Origin of the sequence: Lysinibacillus sp. GJ-1, assembly GCF_021166035.1 — a bacterium.
In the GTDB taxonomy this organism is placed as follows: Bacteria; Bacillota; Bacilli; order Bacillales_A; family Planococcaceae; genus Lysinibacillus; species Lysinibacillus sphaericus.
This window is the reverse complement of sequence record NZ_CP088912.1, coordinates 1,533,600-1,550,165: the sequence shown is the minus strand read 5'-3', so window position 1 is coordinate 1,550,165 and position 16,566 is coordinate 1,533,600. Positions and strand designations below refer to the sequence as shown.

The 16,566-nt window shown below is 38.0% G+C and carries 16 protein-coding genes and 1 pseudogene; 1 reads left to right on the top strand and 16 read right to left on the bottom strand.

The features are described 5' to 3' along the window. Positions 1–13: 13 nt before the first annotated feature. The 15 genes and pseudogenes from LO754_RS07230 to prsW form a co-directional block, all read right to left on the bottom strand. A complete protein-coding gene (locus LO754_RS07230) occupies positions 14–781 on the bottom strand; it encodes a heptaprenyl diphosphate synthase component 1 (RefSeq protein WP_024364287.1) in 768 nt (255 codons plus the stop codon). A 312-nt stretch (positions 782–1,093) separates the two neighbouring features. Continuing rightward, entirely contained in the window at positions 1,094–1,312 is a 219-nt protein-coding gene (gene mtrB / locus LO754_RS07225) for a trp RNA-binding attenuation protein MtrB (protein WP_010858802.1), read from the bottom strand. A gap of 63 nt (positions 1,313–1,375) precedes the next feature. Beyond that, entirely contained in the window at positions 1,376–1,945 is a 570-nt protein-coding gene (gene folE / locus LO754_RS07220; protein ID WP_024364288.1) for a GTP cyclohydrolase I FolE, read from the bottom strand. Between the two features lie 459 nt (positions 1,946–2,404). Beyond that, on the bottom strand, positions 2,405–2,677 hold the full coding sequence (locus tag LO754_RS07215) for an HU family DNA-binding protein (protein WP_004232618.1): 273 nt from the start codon (positions 2,675–2,677) through the stop codon (positions 2,405–2,407). Positions 2,678–2,876: 199 nt separating this feature from the next. Next, entirely contained in the window at positions 2,877–4,355 is a 1,479-nt protein-coding gene (spoIVA, locus tag LO754_RS07210) for a stage IV sporulation protein A (protein ID WP_231785901.1), read from the bottom strand. A 144-nt stretch (positions 4,356–4,499) separates the two neighbouring features. Next, the gene (locus tag LO754_RS07205; protein WP_024364290.1) at positions 4,500–5,288 is read right to left on the bottom strand and encodes a hypothetical protein; all 789 of its coding nucleotides are present in this window, start codon (positions 5,286–5,288) and stop codon (positions 4,500–4,502) included. After that, on the bottom strand, positions 5,218–5,478 hold the full coding sequence (locus LO754_RS07200) for a DUF2768 domain-containing protein (RefSeq protein ID WP_255702664.1): 261 nt from the start codon (positions 5,476–5,478) through the stop codon (positions 5,218–5,220). Before LO754_RS07200 ends, LO754_RS07205 begins: the two co-directional genes overlap by 71 nt. A gap of 451 nt (positions 5,479–5,929) precedes the next feature. Continuing rightward, a pseudogene (locus LO754_RS07195) lies at positions 5,930–6,941 on the bottom strand (NAD(P)H-dependent glycerol-3-phosphate dehydrogenase). A gap of 157 nt (positions 6,942–7,098) precedes the next feature. Continuing rightward, positions 7,099–8,409, bottom strand: a complete 1,311-nt coding sequence (gene der / locus LO754_RS07190; protein WP_024364293.1) for a ribosome biogenesis GTPase Der — start codon at positions 8,407–8,409, stop codon at positions 7,099–7,101. Positions 8,410–8,845: 436 nt separating this feature from the next. Then, the gene (gene rpsA, locus LO754_RS07185; RefSeq protein WP_025219071.1) at positions 8,846–9,982 is read right to left on the bottom strand and encodes a 30S ribosomal protein S1; all 1,137 of its coding nucleotides are present in this window, start codon (positions 9,980–9,982) and stop codon (positions 8,846–8,848) included. A 102-nt stretch (positions 9,983–10,084) separates the two neighbouring features. Further along, positions 10,085–10,759, bottom strand: a complete 675-nt coding sequence (gene cmk / locus LO754_RS07180) for a (d)CMP kinase (RefSeq protein ID WP_025219070.1) — start codon at positions 10,757–10,759, stop codon at positions 10,085–10,087. Positions 10,760–10,842: 83 nt separating this feature from the next. Beyond that, positions 10,843–11,502, bottom strand: coding sequence for a flagellar brake protein (locus LO754_RS07175; protein ID WP_024364296.1), 660 nt, complete (start codon positions 11,500–11,502; stop codon positions 10,843–10,845). Positions 11,503–11,588: 86 nt separating this feature from the next. Further along, the gene (locus LO754_RS07170) at positions 11,589–12,863 is read right to left on the bottom strand and encodes a PepSY1/2 domain-containing protein (RefSeq protein ID WP_036205511.1); all 1,275 of its coding nucleotides are present in this window, start codon (positions 12,861–12,863) and stop codon (positions 11,589–11,591) included. A 24-nt stretch (positions 12,864–12,887) separates the two neighbouring features. Next, positions 12,888–13,712: a spore cortex-lytic enzyme gene (sleB, locus tag LO754_RS07165; protein ID WP_024364298.1), complete on the bottom strand. Its 825-nt coding sequence runs from the start codon at positions 13,710–13,712 to the stop codon at positions 12,888–12,890. 100 nt (positions 13,713–13,812) lie between these two features. Then, positions 13,813–14,487 (bottom strand): glutamic-type intramembrane protease PrsW, encoded by a 675-nt coding sequence (prsW, locus tag LO754_RS07160; protein ID WP_024362348.1) that lies wholly within the window; start codon positions 14,485–14,487, stop codon positions 13,813–13,815. 82 nt (positions 14,488–14,569) lie between these two features. Between prsW and LO754_RS07155 the strand changes: the two genes are divergently transcribed. Beyond that, positions 14,570–15,538: an asparaginase gene (locus LO754_RS07155; RefSeq protein WP_231785900.1), complete on the top strand. Its 969-nt coding sequence runs from the start codon at positions 14,570–14,572 to the stop codon at positions 15,536–15,538. Between the two features lie 68 nt (positions 15,539–15,606). On the opposite strand, the gene LO754_RS07150 is transcribed toward LO754_RS07155, so the two are convergent. After that, positions 15,607–16,563, bottom strand: a complete 957-nt coding sequence (locus tag LO754_RS07150; RefSeq protein WP_231785899.1) for an aminotransferase class V-fold PLP-dependent enzyme — start codon at positions 16,561–16,563, stop codon at positions 15,607–15,609. Between the last annotated feature and the right edge of the window lie 3 nt (positions 16,564–16,566).

The following is a 16,566-nucleotide window of genomic DNA, read 5'->3' as shown; positions in this document are numbered from 1 at the left end:
AGAAAAACCTCTCTTATCCGTTTGTAGAAGCAATCGATGCATCTACACGTGCTTGTAGAGCTTGTTTCACATCACTTTGTAAAAATGATGCTTGTGCTATTACTTGCAACAGCTCTGTTTTTAAGCGGGCAATTTTATCTTGTAAGACGCTATTGAAGGTCGCACCTGTCTGTAATGCACTTTGTTCCAGCACTTTACTCATCAATGATTTTTGTCCACGTTGATACATAGCCCATTCTCTTTCTAATCGTAAGATCAATAAGCTCTTCTCCATTATTGGAATATAATGATGCAATGCATAAAGCTCAAAAAATTTCGCAATTAAACCTGACTCGATATTGCTAATTGAAGAACACCATTGTTCCACTGTACGCTGTTTTGCCTCATACACTTTTATTTGATGTTCGCAACGTGACACGATACCTTGTGATAAATTCCGAATTAATGCGACATTTCCCGACATTGCTAAAATTTCATAATACCGGCCACTATAAAAATCCCCAGCCAAAACGGTTAGCTGCTGTTCCTTTGAAGTGGCATCTAATTCTTTTATATGATCATGTGCCGCTAACGCTGCATATACAATTCCAACAGTTATTGCAGCTTCCCTTTGCTCTTGTTGCCACTCTTCTCCATTCAAGAAGGGCACTAACAAGTAAAACAGTTGATTTTCATCGAGCACAGGCGCTCCTGTGTATTTTTGCAAAGTTCTATGACGAACATCCATGAAAATCTCTGTTTTTAACTGTGCAATTGAATTTTGAATGTATGTTGCATTCATAGACCTTACTCCATTTCACTTTCAAATACGTTCATCATCAACATGACTTAACGCTTGCTTACTGAGTCATTATAGCATAAGCATCTATTCGGAATAAAAAGTTTTTGCTTTCACCAACACGAACGGGCAGTAGAACCCTACCACGGAAAGTACAAGAAAAAAATGGTAGGAAATCTACTTGCCCGTAAAAGCCAGTTTCACCAACACATATTACTTTTTTCATATGCATTTGGCACATCTGCAGATTATAACTAACCAGTCATCAGCACTGTATGTTGACTCTACCGACGGAAGCTAACTTACATGACTATGCTACTTTTTACCTTCACTTTGAATAACACCATGTGCTGTGTGGATTTGTGCTTTGCCACGAATTTTCATGGCAGAAGTATGCTCAGTAAATTGAGCAATCATTACTTCCCCTGCATCTAATTTTTCAGAATGATGGAATTTCGTATCCGTACCACGTGTTAACCCAATTACATGTACACCATCTTCTTCTGCCTGTATTACTATATAATCTTGCGCCATTGTCTGTACACTCCTTAAATCCGACAAATTCTTAGTCCATCATAACATAATTAGACATGCAGTTTAAGACATTTGAATAAATGACAAGACTTCTCTACGTTTTACCTCATCTTGTTCATAAATGCCACGTGCAACTGATGTAACCGTTTTAGATCCAGGCTTTTTCAGTCCACGCATAGTCATACACATATGTTCTGCTTCAATAACGACATAAACACCTTTAGGAGATAGCATTTCCATAATCGTGTCGGCTACTGATGATGTAATCCGTTCTTGTAATTGCGGACGACGTGCAATCGTTTCCACTGCGCGACCTAATTTACTTAGGCCCGCTACAATGCCGTCGTTTGGTATGTAAGCTACATGTGCTTTGCCGTAAAATGGCACTAGATGATGCTCACACATTGAGTAAAATGGGATATCCTTTACAAGCACTAGTTCTTCATGATCCTCATGGAAAACCGTTTTAAAATAATCTTTTGCATCTTCATGTAAGCCACTAAACATTTCAGCATACATTTTAGCAACGCGTTTTGGTGTATCGAGTAATCCTTCACGATTCACATCTTCGCCCACAGCTTCTAAAATCATTTTCACTGCTTGTTCTATTTTCAATAAATCTACATTCGACATTCGTAAAAACCCTCCTGCGTATCAAAACATTACACATTTCCCTATGCATCGTAGCATATCCAAAAGTTAAGCGCAAAACGACTTACTTGAATTAAAAGAAATTCAACATAACTTCTGTAATTAGGCATTAACTGCCGTCTTTGTTTCCAAATTTTATATTCAAGTTTGCTCAAAAAGTCATCTTAAAATCCATGCTATCCTTCTATAGCATTTAACATAATCAATCTTTGATGGAATGCTTGCTCTTATCCGTTCCTATTTGGCATTTATCCTCATTTTTAGTAATAAGGGACTTGTGGTGAAGCAAGTTATAGTTGTCGTTCATTATGCTATGTATACAAATCTTAGTAAAACGATTTCATGTATTACTGCTATAAGTCATTTTATAAATTAAGTTAAAAAGAGCAGCCCTCATGCTCGTTTACATGAAGACTGCTCTATGTAACTACTAGACGTGTATTATTTTACAGCATCTTTAAGCGCTTTACCTGGTTTGAAAGCAGGTACCTTGCTAGCAGCGATTTCGATTTCTTTACCAGTTTGTGGGTTACGACCTTTACGAGCCGCACGTTCACGTACTTCAAAGTTACCAAAACCAATTAATTGTACTTTGTCACCCTTTGCAAGAGCATCTTGAATTGTATCAAATACAGCTTCAACTGCTTTAGAAGCGTCTTTTTTAGAAAGACCTGCAGCTTCAGCAACAGAGTTTACTAATTCTGTTTTATTCACACCATTCACCTCCTCTCAAAGGGTCATGAACCAATTCTGTAAAAAGAGTAACACATAGAAAACCGCGACGCAACTGTATTCATTCATGATTATAACCAAAAAATGCGTTTTTCACGCAAAAAACAAAAATAACAGGACTTTTCGCATAAATACGAATAGTCCTGCACTATTTTTTTGCTCAGTATTTTCCATTTTATCTCTATAAAATAAATGTCACTAATCCTCTATCACCTTCATTCACCATACGCTCAATTGTTTGACGCATACGTTTTTTAGCTGTAGGTGGTACTGCATTCATTTTATAACGTATGCCCTCTTTTAACACTTCATGCAATGGCGTACCGAAAAGTTGTGTTTGCCAAAGCGCATCACGATCATGTAAATAAGCATGGTTTAAATCTTTTAATAACTGCTGACTGTGGAATTCAGAACCAATAAGTGGCGCAAATTCTGATTCCATATCAACACGAATAATATGATAGGATGGCGCTTTTGCTTTCATTCGTACGCCGTAGAAATTATTTTGCTTAATTAGTTCTGGAGCAGTTGGTTCGAATTCTTGCATCATTGGCAATGTTACGCCATAACCACTATTATCTGCTTCAGTAATGGCATCTTTAAAGCGTTTTTGGGCTTCTTTTGCTTCAGCAGCCTCTTTAATAAATAGCAGCCAATCGCGCTTTGTTTCAATCGGCTCTTCCAACCATTCATTACAAACAGCTTTATATAATTCACCTTGTAATGACACGCGAATAACCGCTGTACCGATTCCTGAATCGACATGTACCACTTCACTTTGATCGATAAAATCAATCGCTTTAAAGGCATCAGAAGCTTGTTGCACGTCCCTAATTTTCATCACAGACGAAAGCACTTCTTCCATCGAATCAATTAATGCCACGTTTAGTGGGTGAGTAGCATCAAGGACATCGAGCCAATCTGGTTTTTCAACCTCAATCGTCCGAATCGGAAACTCAAATAGTGCCTCTTGTAAAATATATTGAATATCAGAAGCACGCATTTGATCGATTGAAATCGCAATTACCGGAACATTATATCGTTCAAATAGCTCATTTCGAAGCTGTACTGTTTCTTCTCTTGCCGGCATTTGACAATTTAACACAATAACAAAAGGCTTGCCAATTTCGGTTAATTGCGCAACAATCTCTTCTTCCGCTTTTTCAGCTGCACGACGGCTGATGCCATTTACTGTTCCATCTGTTGTCACAACAATCCCGATATTCGCATGGTCACGAATCACTTTATCTGTGCCAATTTTCGCTGCTTCTTGGAAAGGAATTGGCTCAGTATGCCAAGGCGTATGCACGTATTTCGGACCATTTTCATCCTCATAGCCCTTTGTACCTTCAATCACATAACCAACGCAATCTGCTAAACGAATTTGGAATGTCATTTCATCTTCGCCAACCGCAATACGAGTCGCTTGAGCAGGCACAAACTTCGGCTCAGCAGTCATGATAACTGGGCCTAGCGAGCTTTGTGGCAGCTCGTCCTGTGCTCGCATTCTTTCTGTATCATCCACAATATTCGGCAATACTACAGCTTCCATTACTTTTTTTACAAATGTTGATTTACCTACCCGAACTGGACCAACAACACCAATATAAACATCGCCATTTGTGCGCTCTGCAATTTCTTTAAATACTGCTTCACTCAAGGTTTCTGCCTCCTTTATCTACGCTTTTTCACTATATGCGCCCATGCAGATAAATATGAAAATGTATGAGAATTGTTTGAGTGACTGGCACATAAAAAAAATCCCCAATCATTAGACCAACATCTAATGATTGGGGTGAAAAATTTATTTTGAATCCGTAGCTTTGCTTTCTTTCTCTTGCGCGGCTTTAGCTTCTTCCTTAGCTTTTTTGACGTCTGCATTATAAGCATCCATCATATAAGTTGGCTCTCCATTTTCATCCACAGTATATGGCACTGAATAAGCTGGAACAACAGGATACTTTTCGACAAGCAATTGACGAATATCATCACCTGGTTTCACATCTGGCTTGTCTTCTTTTAAAAGTTGGCCTAAATCAATAGAATAATCCACATGCATTTCGCCATCACCAGTCATAAAAATTGGTAATTCAGCACCTGAATATGGACTTTTCACCGTCACTTCTGATTTATAGCCTAATTTTTCAAAGTTAATTTGATACACATTATCGGCAATTGCCCCCTTTGTCGGGATATATTGCGTACCCAATTTTCGAATATTAATCTCTCGCATGCGCTCAGCAGAGTTTAAGTCTACTAACTTAACTTCAGCACTGTTTTCCGGATCCCAAATAATGTATTGATAAATACCGCCCTTTTCATAGGCATTTCCAGGAATTTGAGCGATATATTTTGGCATAAGTTTTTCAAAATCGATTAAATATTTTATATAAATATCTGTATCCATTTCACTGTTTTTAATTGGCACAAGGCCACCAGTCGCTTCACGATATTCATTGACAGCACGTTGTACGGCTGCTAACTGGTCGACATCTGGCACTTGGTTTGCGGCTTTTTCTTCCTCAGGATAGGCACAGCCACCTAACAAGACGGCAATTGCCACTGTTAAAAGAAAAGCATTTAGTTTTTTCATAACACGTTCTTCCTCCTTTTAACCATGTGGCAATAATCAGTACCATTAAAAATGTTCCAAGTCCAAACAGTATGTATGCTAATAAATTTACGATTGTACGTAAAAAACCATTTGAAATTTTATTGCAGTATAAATAAATTAAACCCACCGACAAAATCATAAAGCCGATACAATAAAAAGATACCCACATGACATCTAGTGCAGGCATATGTGCTAACGGACCCATTTTCGTCTACCACCTTTCTTCAATGACACGAGACAATCAACGTTTATTATACTATGGGCAACTTCAAAAAAGAAATGGCGCTGTAGCAAAAAAGAAAATAGCCTAACGACTTTAGTGAAAATACTATTTTTTTGATATACTTATAAAATCCAAGAAATGTACTACAGAAATAAGAACATAGCTATATTCAATTATATACCCATGGAAATTATAACATATATTTACTAAATAGAGAGAGGGTTATAAACATTAAAAGGACTTTTTGCATAATTGCATTATGAGAAAAGTACTAAAAACAACATTTCTCTTTTGTCATTTAAATTAAAAAAGGTATCTCACAGTGTGTCTGAGATACCTTTTTGTGTCCATTTCATGACAAATTCTTGCTGTTTAATAAAATGAAAGTTACGGTAATTTAATGCATCATTTCGTCAATTTCACGCTTTTTCATACGCATCATTAATGCATCAACCGCCACTTTTGGTTCTACATCGTTGAACAATACACCATAAAGTTCTGTTGAAATAGGCATTGCGACATTATATTTTTCTGCTAATTGATAGGCTGCCTTTGTTGTTCGTACGCCTTCCACTACCATACCCATTTGATCGAGTACTTCTGGCAGTTTCATACCCTTACCTAACATATTTCCAGCACGCCAATTACGAGAATGCACGCTTGTACATGTAACGATTAAATCCCCCATACCTGTCAGCCCCGCGAATGTAAATGGATTTCCGCCCATTTTGACACCTAAGCGCGTAATTTCAGCGAGTCCACGTGTAATTAGTGCCGCTTTTGCATTATCACCATAATTTAGCCCGTCTGTAATGCCTGCCGCTAACGCAATCACGTTTTTTAACGCCCCACCCATTTCTACGCCTATAACATCCTCATTCGTATAAACGCGGAAAAATTGATTCATAAACAAATCTTGGACTTTTTCAGCTGCTTCAATATTGGCACAAGCTGCCGTAATCGTTGTCGGATGATGTAATACGACTTCTTCTGCATGACTTTGAAAGTACTACAATGTCTTCGATAAATTCAGTTGGCAAGCTTTCAGCCAAAATTTCAGATATACGTTTTAATGAATCAGGCTCAATTCCCTTTGATACATGGACAAATAATACTTTTTGATTTAACGTAGCAGTCATCTTTTCACAAACTTCTCGAATAGCCTTCGTTGGTACTGCTACAATTATTGTATTGGAGTGAGCTACTGCCTTTGCAATATCATTCGTTGCATGTAAATTCTCCGGTAATAGCGTTTCAGGTAAATACTTTTTATTTGTATGTTGCGTATTCATTTCTTCAGCCTGATCTGCTCTATGCGTCCAGACAAGCGTATCATGTCCATTTTCTGCAAGTACCATTGCTAGTGCCGATCCCCATGAGCCTGCTCCTAGTACACAAACTCGTTCCATTGTTATTCCCCCTTTTAATTCCTACAGGTTAATTGCTAAAGGTCCATATGCATGCTAGACATATTTTAACCAATTAGTGATTTAGCCTAATCCTTTGAAAAAAGACGCCACCCAACAACAATTGTCGGGTTGGCGTACTGAAGTGTAATATTTTAAATTATGCACGTGCACGTGTAATTAAACGAATTGGCGTCCCTTCAAAATCGAATGTTTCACGAATTCTATTTTCTAAAAATCGCTCATAAGAGAAGTGCATTAATTCTGTTTCGTTGACGAATACCACAAACGTTGGTGGTTGAATCGCCACTTGAGTAGCATAGTAAATACGTAAACGGCGACCTTTGTCAGTCGGCGCTGGGTTACGTGCCACAGCATCTTCAATCACTTCATTCAGAATAGACGATTGAATACGCATTGCATGATTTTCACTTACGCGCTGCACAATCGGTAAAATTTGATGTACTCGTTGTTTTGTATTGGCTGATACGAAAATAATTGGAGCATAGTCTAAGAATAAAAAGTGCTCACGGATTTGCTGCGTAAAAACATTCATTGTTTTTTCGTCTTTTTCAATCGCGTCCCATTTGTTAACGACAATAACAATTGCTTTTCCAGCCTCATGTGCATAGCCTGCAATTTTTTTATCCTGTTCCTGAATGCCCTCTTCAGCATTCAGAACAACTAATACAACGTCAGAGCGTTCAATGGCACGAAGCGCACGTAACACAGAATATTTTTCTGTCGTTTCGTACACTTTTCCTTTTTTACGCATACCGGCTGTATCAATAATGACATATTCATGCCCATCATATTCGTAAGGTGTATCAATTGCATCTCGCGTTGTCCCTGCAATGTTGCTGACAATAACGCGTTCTTGACCTAAAAAGGCATTGACTAGTGATGATTTTCCGACATTTGGACGACCAATTAAAGAGAATTTAATTACGTCATCGCCATATTGGTTTTCATCCTCTTGAGGGAAGTGTTTTGCACACTCATCTAATAAATCCCCTAAGCCTAAGCCATGAGAGCCTGAAATTGGCCAAGGTTCACCAAAGCCAAGTGCGTAAAAATCATAAATCATTTCACGCATGTCCGGATTATCAATTTTGTTGACAGCAAGAACGACAGGCTTTTTTGTTTTGTATAAAATTTTTGCAACTTGTTCATCTGCTGCTGTTACGCCTTCACGGCCATTCGTCATAAATATAATAACGTCTGCTTCTTCAATAGCGATCTCTGCTTGTTGACGAATTTGTTCTAAAAACGGCTCGTCTCCAATTTCGATACCACCTGTATCAATAATATTAAAATCATGTGTTAACCACTCTGCCGAACTATAAATACGGTCACGTGTTACTCCCGGAATATCTTCTACAATCGAGACACGTTCTCCAACGATACGATTAAAAATCGTCGACTTACCTACGTTCGGACGACCTACGATGGCTACTACTGGTTTCGTCATCTGTACTTCATCCTTCCAACTTCTTATCTTTCGCTATTATACACGAAAAATGCCATTATATCATAACATATCCATCGAGGAGAGTACTTTTTACTTTTCTGCTCGACATAATCGTTGTTTTTTGTCCCAGCGTGCTCTTTAATCCTCGTATTATTCACCTATTTTATTTTCCTTTGCGCACGTGCCATTTCGCTTAGTATCACCAAATCGGCAAATTAACATGTAAACAAAGTAAGCCCCACCAAATAGGCTTCTGTAGGCAGCAAACTAGACATGGCTTCACTCATTTATTAGGCAAATGCCATGGATAGAAGCTCTTACTCGCTCACTAGAAGCGCAGTGATGGGGCTTGCATAGTTACATTCCTATGTAGCTTAATTATCATATGATGACAGACGAAAGCGAGGATACAACATCATATCCTCGCATGTCATGATTATTTAAAGTTTTTCAGTTGATCGCCGATGACATCACCAAGAGAGAAACCTGTGTTTTCTTCTGGTAATTCATAATCGATTACTTCTTCTGCCTCTGGATTTTCCAATAAATCTTTTATACTTAATGCTAGACGACCTTCGTCAACGTTAACATCCAGCACCTTCACCTGTACCTCTTGCGCTTCTTTTAACGCTTCATGTGGTGTATTAATATGTTTATGCGCAATTTGCGATATATGCACTAAGCCTTCCACACCAGGGAACACTTCTACAAAAGCACCAAACGATGTAAGGCGTTTGACTTTCCCTACAAGTATTGTGCCTTTCGCTGCACGCTCTTCAATATTCGACCAAGGTCCAGGAATTGTTTCCTTAATGGATAATGAGATACGTTCATTCTCTGGATCTACCGACAGAACTTTTACCTTCACTTCTTGTCCTTCTGATAAAACCTCACTGACATCACTTACATGCTCATGTGATACTTGTGAAATATGAACAAGGCCATCGATACCACCAAGGTCAATAAATGCACCAAACGATGCTATACGTTGCACTTTACCGTCTAATACATCACCAGCTTTAATTTGGTTAATGACATTTTTCTTCTGAGATGCTTTCTCAGATTCAACTACAGCTCGATGTGATAAAATTAAGCGGTTTTTTTCTTTATCTAGCTCAACAATTTTAAAGCTTAATACTTTCCCTTTATAATCTTCAAAATCATCAACAAAATAATCTTCTACTAAGGATGCCGGAACGAAGCCACGAACTCCTAAATCAACAACAAGACCACCTTTAACAATATCCTTTACTTCCGCTTCGAAAACTTCCTCAGCAGTAAATTGTTGTTCAAGTGTATCCCATGCTTTTAAGGCATCTACTTTACGTTTTGATAATACATAGTTTCCTTCTTCAACTTTTGTAATCATCAATTCTAACTCATCCCCAACGGAGATTGCGTCAGACGCTTTTTCAATGTGTAAGCTCGATAATTCACTTATTGGTACGATACCGTCAAACGGTGCACCTGGAATTGAAACAGTTACCGCTTTTTCATCAACCTGCTCTGCAATACCTTTGACGATATCACCTTCGTTAAACGTTTGTTCTGCATAGTTCATTTCTTCAGACATATGTAACCCTCCTTCGCATCTTCCCTTACTATTTTATTCGATATTGAAGACAAAGACAAAAATAAATCCTTTAAATTCAAAAAATGTCTGAAATTTTAGGATTTATACCATTTTTTCTTGTGCTAATTTTAAAATGGCCTGTGCTGCGGCATCAATTGATAGCTCCGTTGTGTCTAAAAATATAGCATCCGCTGCTTGAATCAGTGGTGATGCTTCGCGCTCACTGTCCATTTTGTCGCGCAAAGCAATCTCTTCTTGGAGCTTTTCTATTGAAGACGCGATCCCTCTTTTTTCATTGTCAATAAAACGACGTCTTGCACGTTCTTCTACAGTAGCAGACATGAAGATTTTGAGTTCAGCATTTTTTAACACATGCGTCGCAATATCCCGTCCATCCATCACAACACCACCATTTGCAGCAAGTTTTTGCTGCTGTGCGACCAACAATTCACGTACTTTGGCATGTGCTGCTACTTGTGAAACAGATGATGTCACTTCGTTAGAGCGTATTGCATCTGATACGTTTTCGCCGTCTAAAAAAACAAGTTGACCTTGAGGAGATGGCTTTAATTCAATTGAGCTAACGGCTAACATTTCTGCTAATTTTGCTTCATCATCTAAATGTATGTTTTGTTGCATCGCTTTATACGTAACTGCTCGATACATTGCACCCGTATCGATATACGTGAATCCTAGTGATTCTGCAACGATTTTCGCGATTGTACTTTTCCCAGCTCCTGCAGGTCCGTCAATCGCAATTTGAATGTTTTTGTTCATTATGCTTCCCTACTTTCTTTCACACCATATTGTATCATACTAACAAAAAAAAGCCCTCTATTTACAAGAGGGCTACTGCGATTTTAATCATCGAAAGGATTTAATTCTTTACGGCGATTGACTAGCTGACGTTCGAAGCAGAAACGCACAATATGTTGTTGATCGATATCATCCGTATCTGTTAACTGAATGGTAGCAATTGTCTTATCTTCTTTTTCAAATATCTTAACAACAGTAGCTTCTGTTACGACATAAATGACATCTCCATTGGCAAATGGTAAGACAATCGTTAACTTAACATCATCATCGTCTTTGAAAGCTACATCACCTTTCAAAATTAGTGCAATACCACCCGCACTGATATCCGCTGTGACTAATTGATACTTAAATTCATTAAATTGAACTGCCACATCAACAGGTGTTTCAACACGAACATATTCACGGCGTTGAATTTTAATAAAATCATCTTCTTGAGGGCAATGCAACATAATCATCGGTATATTGCCCGCCTTGCGTCCTATTACTTCTGTATTGAATGCATAGGAAAGCTTATCCTCTGTTCGAAAGGTTGCCCTAAATTCTGAACCATCTATTAAAAAAGCGGTTTTCTTTGTTACTACATTTGTTGGATAGTCAATATAAAGAATATTGTCTTTTTGTTCAACTACTTTACAGCGGAATTTCTCTATACGTTCTGTATAAGTAGGTTCTAGTTGTAATAGTGTTCCAATTTTTATTTCCATGAGCATCTCCCCGAACAATATATATACCTCCATTATCGCATGGGATGTAAATTTTGGCTATATGAACTGGGAGCTTTTTCTTTATCTTAGGTTAAATATTCTACTTTTAAAACATTGTGATTTTCAGCATCAATGACAATACGGAATGTTTCTTGCGTCTGTTCATCTCGAACGGCTATCACTTCATAGCAAAGTCGTTGCTCGAATTGTCCATTATCCGTATAAATATTTTTCACTTCTTCCACACGCACATTATTATCAAAGAAAGATTTCCAATCAATTGGATTGGCTTTTTGAGGTTTGATTGATTCTTCTTGGATATATTCCATTGCATTGGCACCTAGTAATTCCCCAGTATCTTTTGCAATTTTTAACTGAACACCATCCGCATAGATTAATGCATTATCACCAGGATGAACGCGTGCAAATGTAACATGCCATGCTAAATGATTTTCACGAGCTTCAACATAAGCAACATCTTTCATTTCCAATCGCTTTAAATGTTCTTCAGCTTTTTTAATTATTTCATCTTGGGAAAGTTTTGCTTCATCCACAGGACGTTCCACTAAATAGGACAGTAAATGTCCTCCTTTTTCAGTTAAATCTACATAGCCTAAGCGAATTCCTTGGTGGAACTGTATGTGATAAAACGGATACGGTGCGGTATCACTACTTTTGGTCACAGTAAATGTAGCATCTTTAATAAGCGGGAATAAATATTTTACTTTTTCCAATGCTTCTTTTTCCGTAATAACTGAATCTTGTAACGCTTTTAATTCTATTTTCTTTTGCCAATCTGCTTCACTTAAAGTAAGCGGGAAATCACTTTCACCATAATCTTTTAGTGTTTTTTGAATATTATCGAAAGAGGTATTAGGATTTTTATTGTCTACTTGACGCATCCAAACATCCATTTTTCCATCTTGCTTGTAGTAATCAACCGTTGCTGTCGTCCACTCGTCAGATAAAGCTTGTAAATTCGTAGAAATTTGCGGCATTTTTTCTCGCCATGCTTCATAATCCCCCGATTTTGCTGTTTTCTTTGCTTCATCTCCTAGTTTTCCCAAATAACCTAGCCACTGATTAGAAAGTTCTTGCCCAATTGGAATATTCGCTATAGAAGAACGTACTTCAGAGCTTAGTCGCCAAATAGAATCTAACTCACTATCGATCGCCTGTTCATCCTTAAATAATAAGGATTGTGAAACGGCTCTTTGTAAGTATGATAATTTTTCAGAAGCGTCCGTTAATTTTTCTGTATACTGCGCATGTACAGTACGTTGTAAACTTTCTTTATCGCCATGTAAATCAATGCTATAGGCACCCAAACCAATTACTGCTATTGTTAAAATAACGAGCATTGTTCTCAATTGTTTTCCTCCTTTCTATGAACAGAAAATATGCTCACCTATTTGTTTTATTTGAGGACGAGTCCAAATCCACTTACTTGTTGCTGTTTTTGGATTAAAGTAATACAGGGCATTTTCCGATGGATCCCAGCCATTCATAGCATCAATGACCGCTTCCTTTGCACGTTGGTTCGGCTCTAACCAAATTTGTCCATCTGCTACTGCTGTAAATGCTAATGGTTGGAATATAATACCTGATATTGTATTAGGGAAATCAGGGCTTTCTAGTCGATTTAAAATCACTGCTGCTACAGCAACTTGCCCCTCATAAGGTTCTCCCCTCGCTTCTCCGTAAACGGCATTAGCGATTAGCTGTAAATCTCGTTCTGTATACTTTGGTGGAATTTGTGTATCGGTACCATTACTATTGCTGCTACCACTGCTGTCACCACGATTTGCTGTACTGCCTCCACCACTATTTTTCACCTGTTGATCAAGAGGCACACCACCATAATAGGTAAATTGATTGCCTGCTTTTAATTGCGCTTTTACCCAATTCTCATCATAATCTGAATAGCCAGCTAACGCTTTTTTCGTCTTTGCCCCCGCTATTCCATCAATCGGCAATCCATATTTTTCTTGGAAATTTCGCAGTGCCCAATACGTGTTGTAGCCAAATTTCCCATCAATTTTACTTTTATAAAATCCTAAGTATTGTAGTCTAGCTTGCAGCTCAATCACGTCATCTCCATAAGCACCACGAGCAATCTGTTGATCGCTAAACGCTATGGCGTCATTTTGCGGTATCGAGACTATACTAATCGCAAATAGGAAAGCAAAAAGTATGCTTAATAAACGCACAATCATCACTCCTTTTTTTTATAGCTTGAAACAAAAGACACTTTTTATACATTGATAAAAAAGAAAAAAACGTAGAAATCATTTTTAGATTTCTACGTTTTTATATTTTTTTATGCATATGCAAATGTTGGACAAGATGATAGTGCGCTAGCTTTACTTTACGTAAGCCAAACCACCATAAAAATAACATAAACGGTATCATTAAATATACCCAATGCCCTTTAAATGATAATATTGTATTGTATAAAATGTGTAATACTACCGGTGCGCAAATGGCCATTGCAATCATTTCTTTCGTCTTTGCATTTTTTGAAAATTTAGCACGTCCATAGTAATAGCCCATTACTACACCGAACAGAGCATGACTGGATACGGGTAATAACGCGCGCATAAACGCCGTGTTTAAACCGAAAGAAAATAAATATAATATATTTTCTATCGTAGCAAATCCAAGAGATATACTCGCACCGTACAATATACCATCATAAGGATCATCAAATTCCACATGATTGTAAATAGCTATTAACAGAACAAACCATTTAAAAAACTCTTCAATGACACTTGAAAAAAGGACATCTTGTAAATAAAGATATCGAAAAACTCCCTCCTCCGTTAATACATATTGTAAAAACAAGATAGGGAAAGTTAGAAAAGCACCATACAAAAACGTTTGAAGTAAAGTTCTTCTTGGCTCCGTTGCCATTTGATTGCGCAAATAGAAGTAACTAAAAAGCGCTAGACCGGGAGCAATGGCAGCTGATAAAAGAATGATCATGTTGCCGGCTCCTTTCAACAATAGACTGATTTCATTATACCATGTAATGACAAAAAAACTTTTTAAAAGGAGATATATTTTTATGAAAAAAACAATTTTATTAATTCATACGGGTGGCACAATTTCCATGGCAATGAGTGATGAAGGTGCGGTGATGCCTAACAAGGAAAATCCATTAATAAAAGAGAGTAAAAAACTTGATACACTGGCATCTATAAAAGAAGTGGAGGCGTTTAATCTTCCTTCACCACATATAACACCAAAAGAAATGCTTCATTTACGTAACTTAATTATGGAAAAAACTTCAACAGAACATTTTGATGGTGTGGTCATTACACACGGCACAGATACTTTAGAAGAAACAGCCTATTTTTTAGAGTTAACAACCAATTTATCCATTCCAATTGTCTTAACAGGCGCAATGCGCTCCTCCAATGAGCTAGGTGCTGACGGCATATACAATTTAGTGGAAGCTGTTCGTGTAGCGATAGATGCTGAAGCAAAAGACAAAGGTGTGCTAGTTGTAATGAACGATGAAGTCCATTTGGCTGTCAACACAACAAAAACGAGTACGAGCTCAGTCAATACATTTCAATCCCCACAATACGGCTCAATCGGACTTATTACAAAAACACGTATTCTGTTTCATCATGCCCCGATTCGTCGCCAATATGTAGATGTACAAGGCTTAACAAAACGAGTAGCGATGTTGAAAGTATATGCAGGAATGGAAGTTGATTTACTTGATGTGGTCCTCGCCTGCCAATATGATGGTGTTGTACTTGAAGGACTTGGACAAGGCAATGTACCACCAACAGTTGTTAAAGGCATTGAAAGTCTATTGGAACGAGGTATTCCGGTCGTTTTAGTTTCTAGATGCTTCAATGGCATCGCAGAAGGCGTATACGGCTACATTGGTGGTGGTAAAATGCTGGAAGACTTAGGCGCCATTTTCGCCACAGGTATTAACGGACAAAAAGCACGCTTAAAGTTACTAATCGGTTTAAATACAGCAGGGAATCCTTTAGACTTAAAAGAGTTTTTCCAGTAATAGTACTGCCCCAATTGTTAGACACCACCTAACAATTGGGGCAGTTTATAGTTAGTTTGAGATGTCACTTATAAATCAACTGTTTGCTTATAGAAAGTTAACAAATTTTGCAAGCGCCTATAGGCTAACTCAAAATCAGGTTGAATCACCGATAACTGTATAAAATTTCGATGTTTTAAATAGTTACTATCTGCATGCACAAATAACCCGTTTAATTTTAAATCTGTTGCTAGCTTGGTTAAGCCATTTGGACATTGTATAGTGATGATCATTGGATACGCTGTGATTGGTAAACGATAATGCATAAAAGGCAACTGCAACAATGCCTCATAGCGCTGCTGTAGTTGATGATAACGCGCTGGATAGGCTTGTAAGGCTTCCACTACATTCCCAACTAGTGCTGCTGGTAGTGTATAGGGAATTGTTCCATGTTGATAATTGGTTAAATCCAAATAGGCAGGCAACGCTGTCACAGGCTCTACAAGTTCTTGAGAAAACACAAAGGCCAAACCACTCAATGCCCCAATAGCTTTACCACTCACCGCTGTCGCTAAATAGCAATCGTCCAATAAAAACGGCATAGCACCAAAAGAGCTAATACAATCAACACAAAGTTTTATGTTATAGCGCTTAGCCAACTGCTTCATCCCGTGTAAATCATTGCATGCACCTGTTGACGTTTCTCCGTGCACCATAAGCAACCACTGATAAGCCCCCGTTTGTAATAAATCCTCCAATGCCTGCATGTCAAATGCGCTTCCCCACGCTTGCGTAACAACATCAAAATCCAATAACCAACGTTCTGCCTGCTTCTGAAGACGCTCTCCAAATTCGCCATTTGTTAAAATAAGTCCATGCCCCGCTTGTTGAGCCTTGAGTTGCCCAAGCATCACTTCATTTGCGAGCGTCCCTGATCCAACGATTGTAGCGACTTGTTTAGCCCCAGATAATTCAAGCAACTTGCTACGCATACGTGCATAGAGCGATTGAAAGGCTTGTGACCTGTGCGACATATCAGAATACACAAT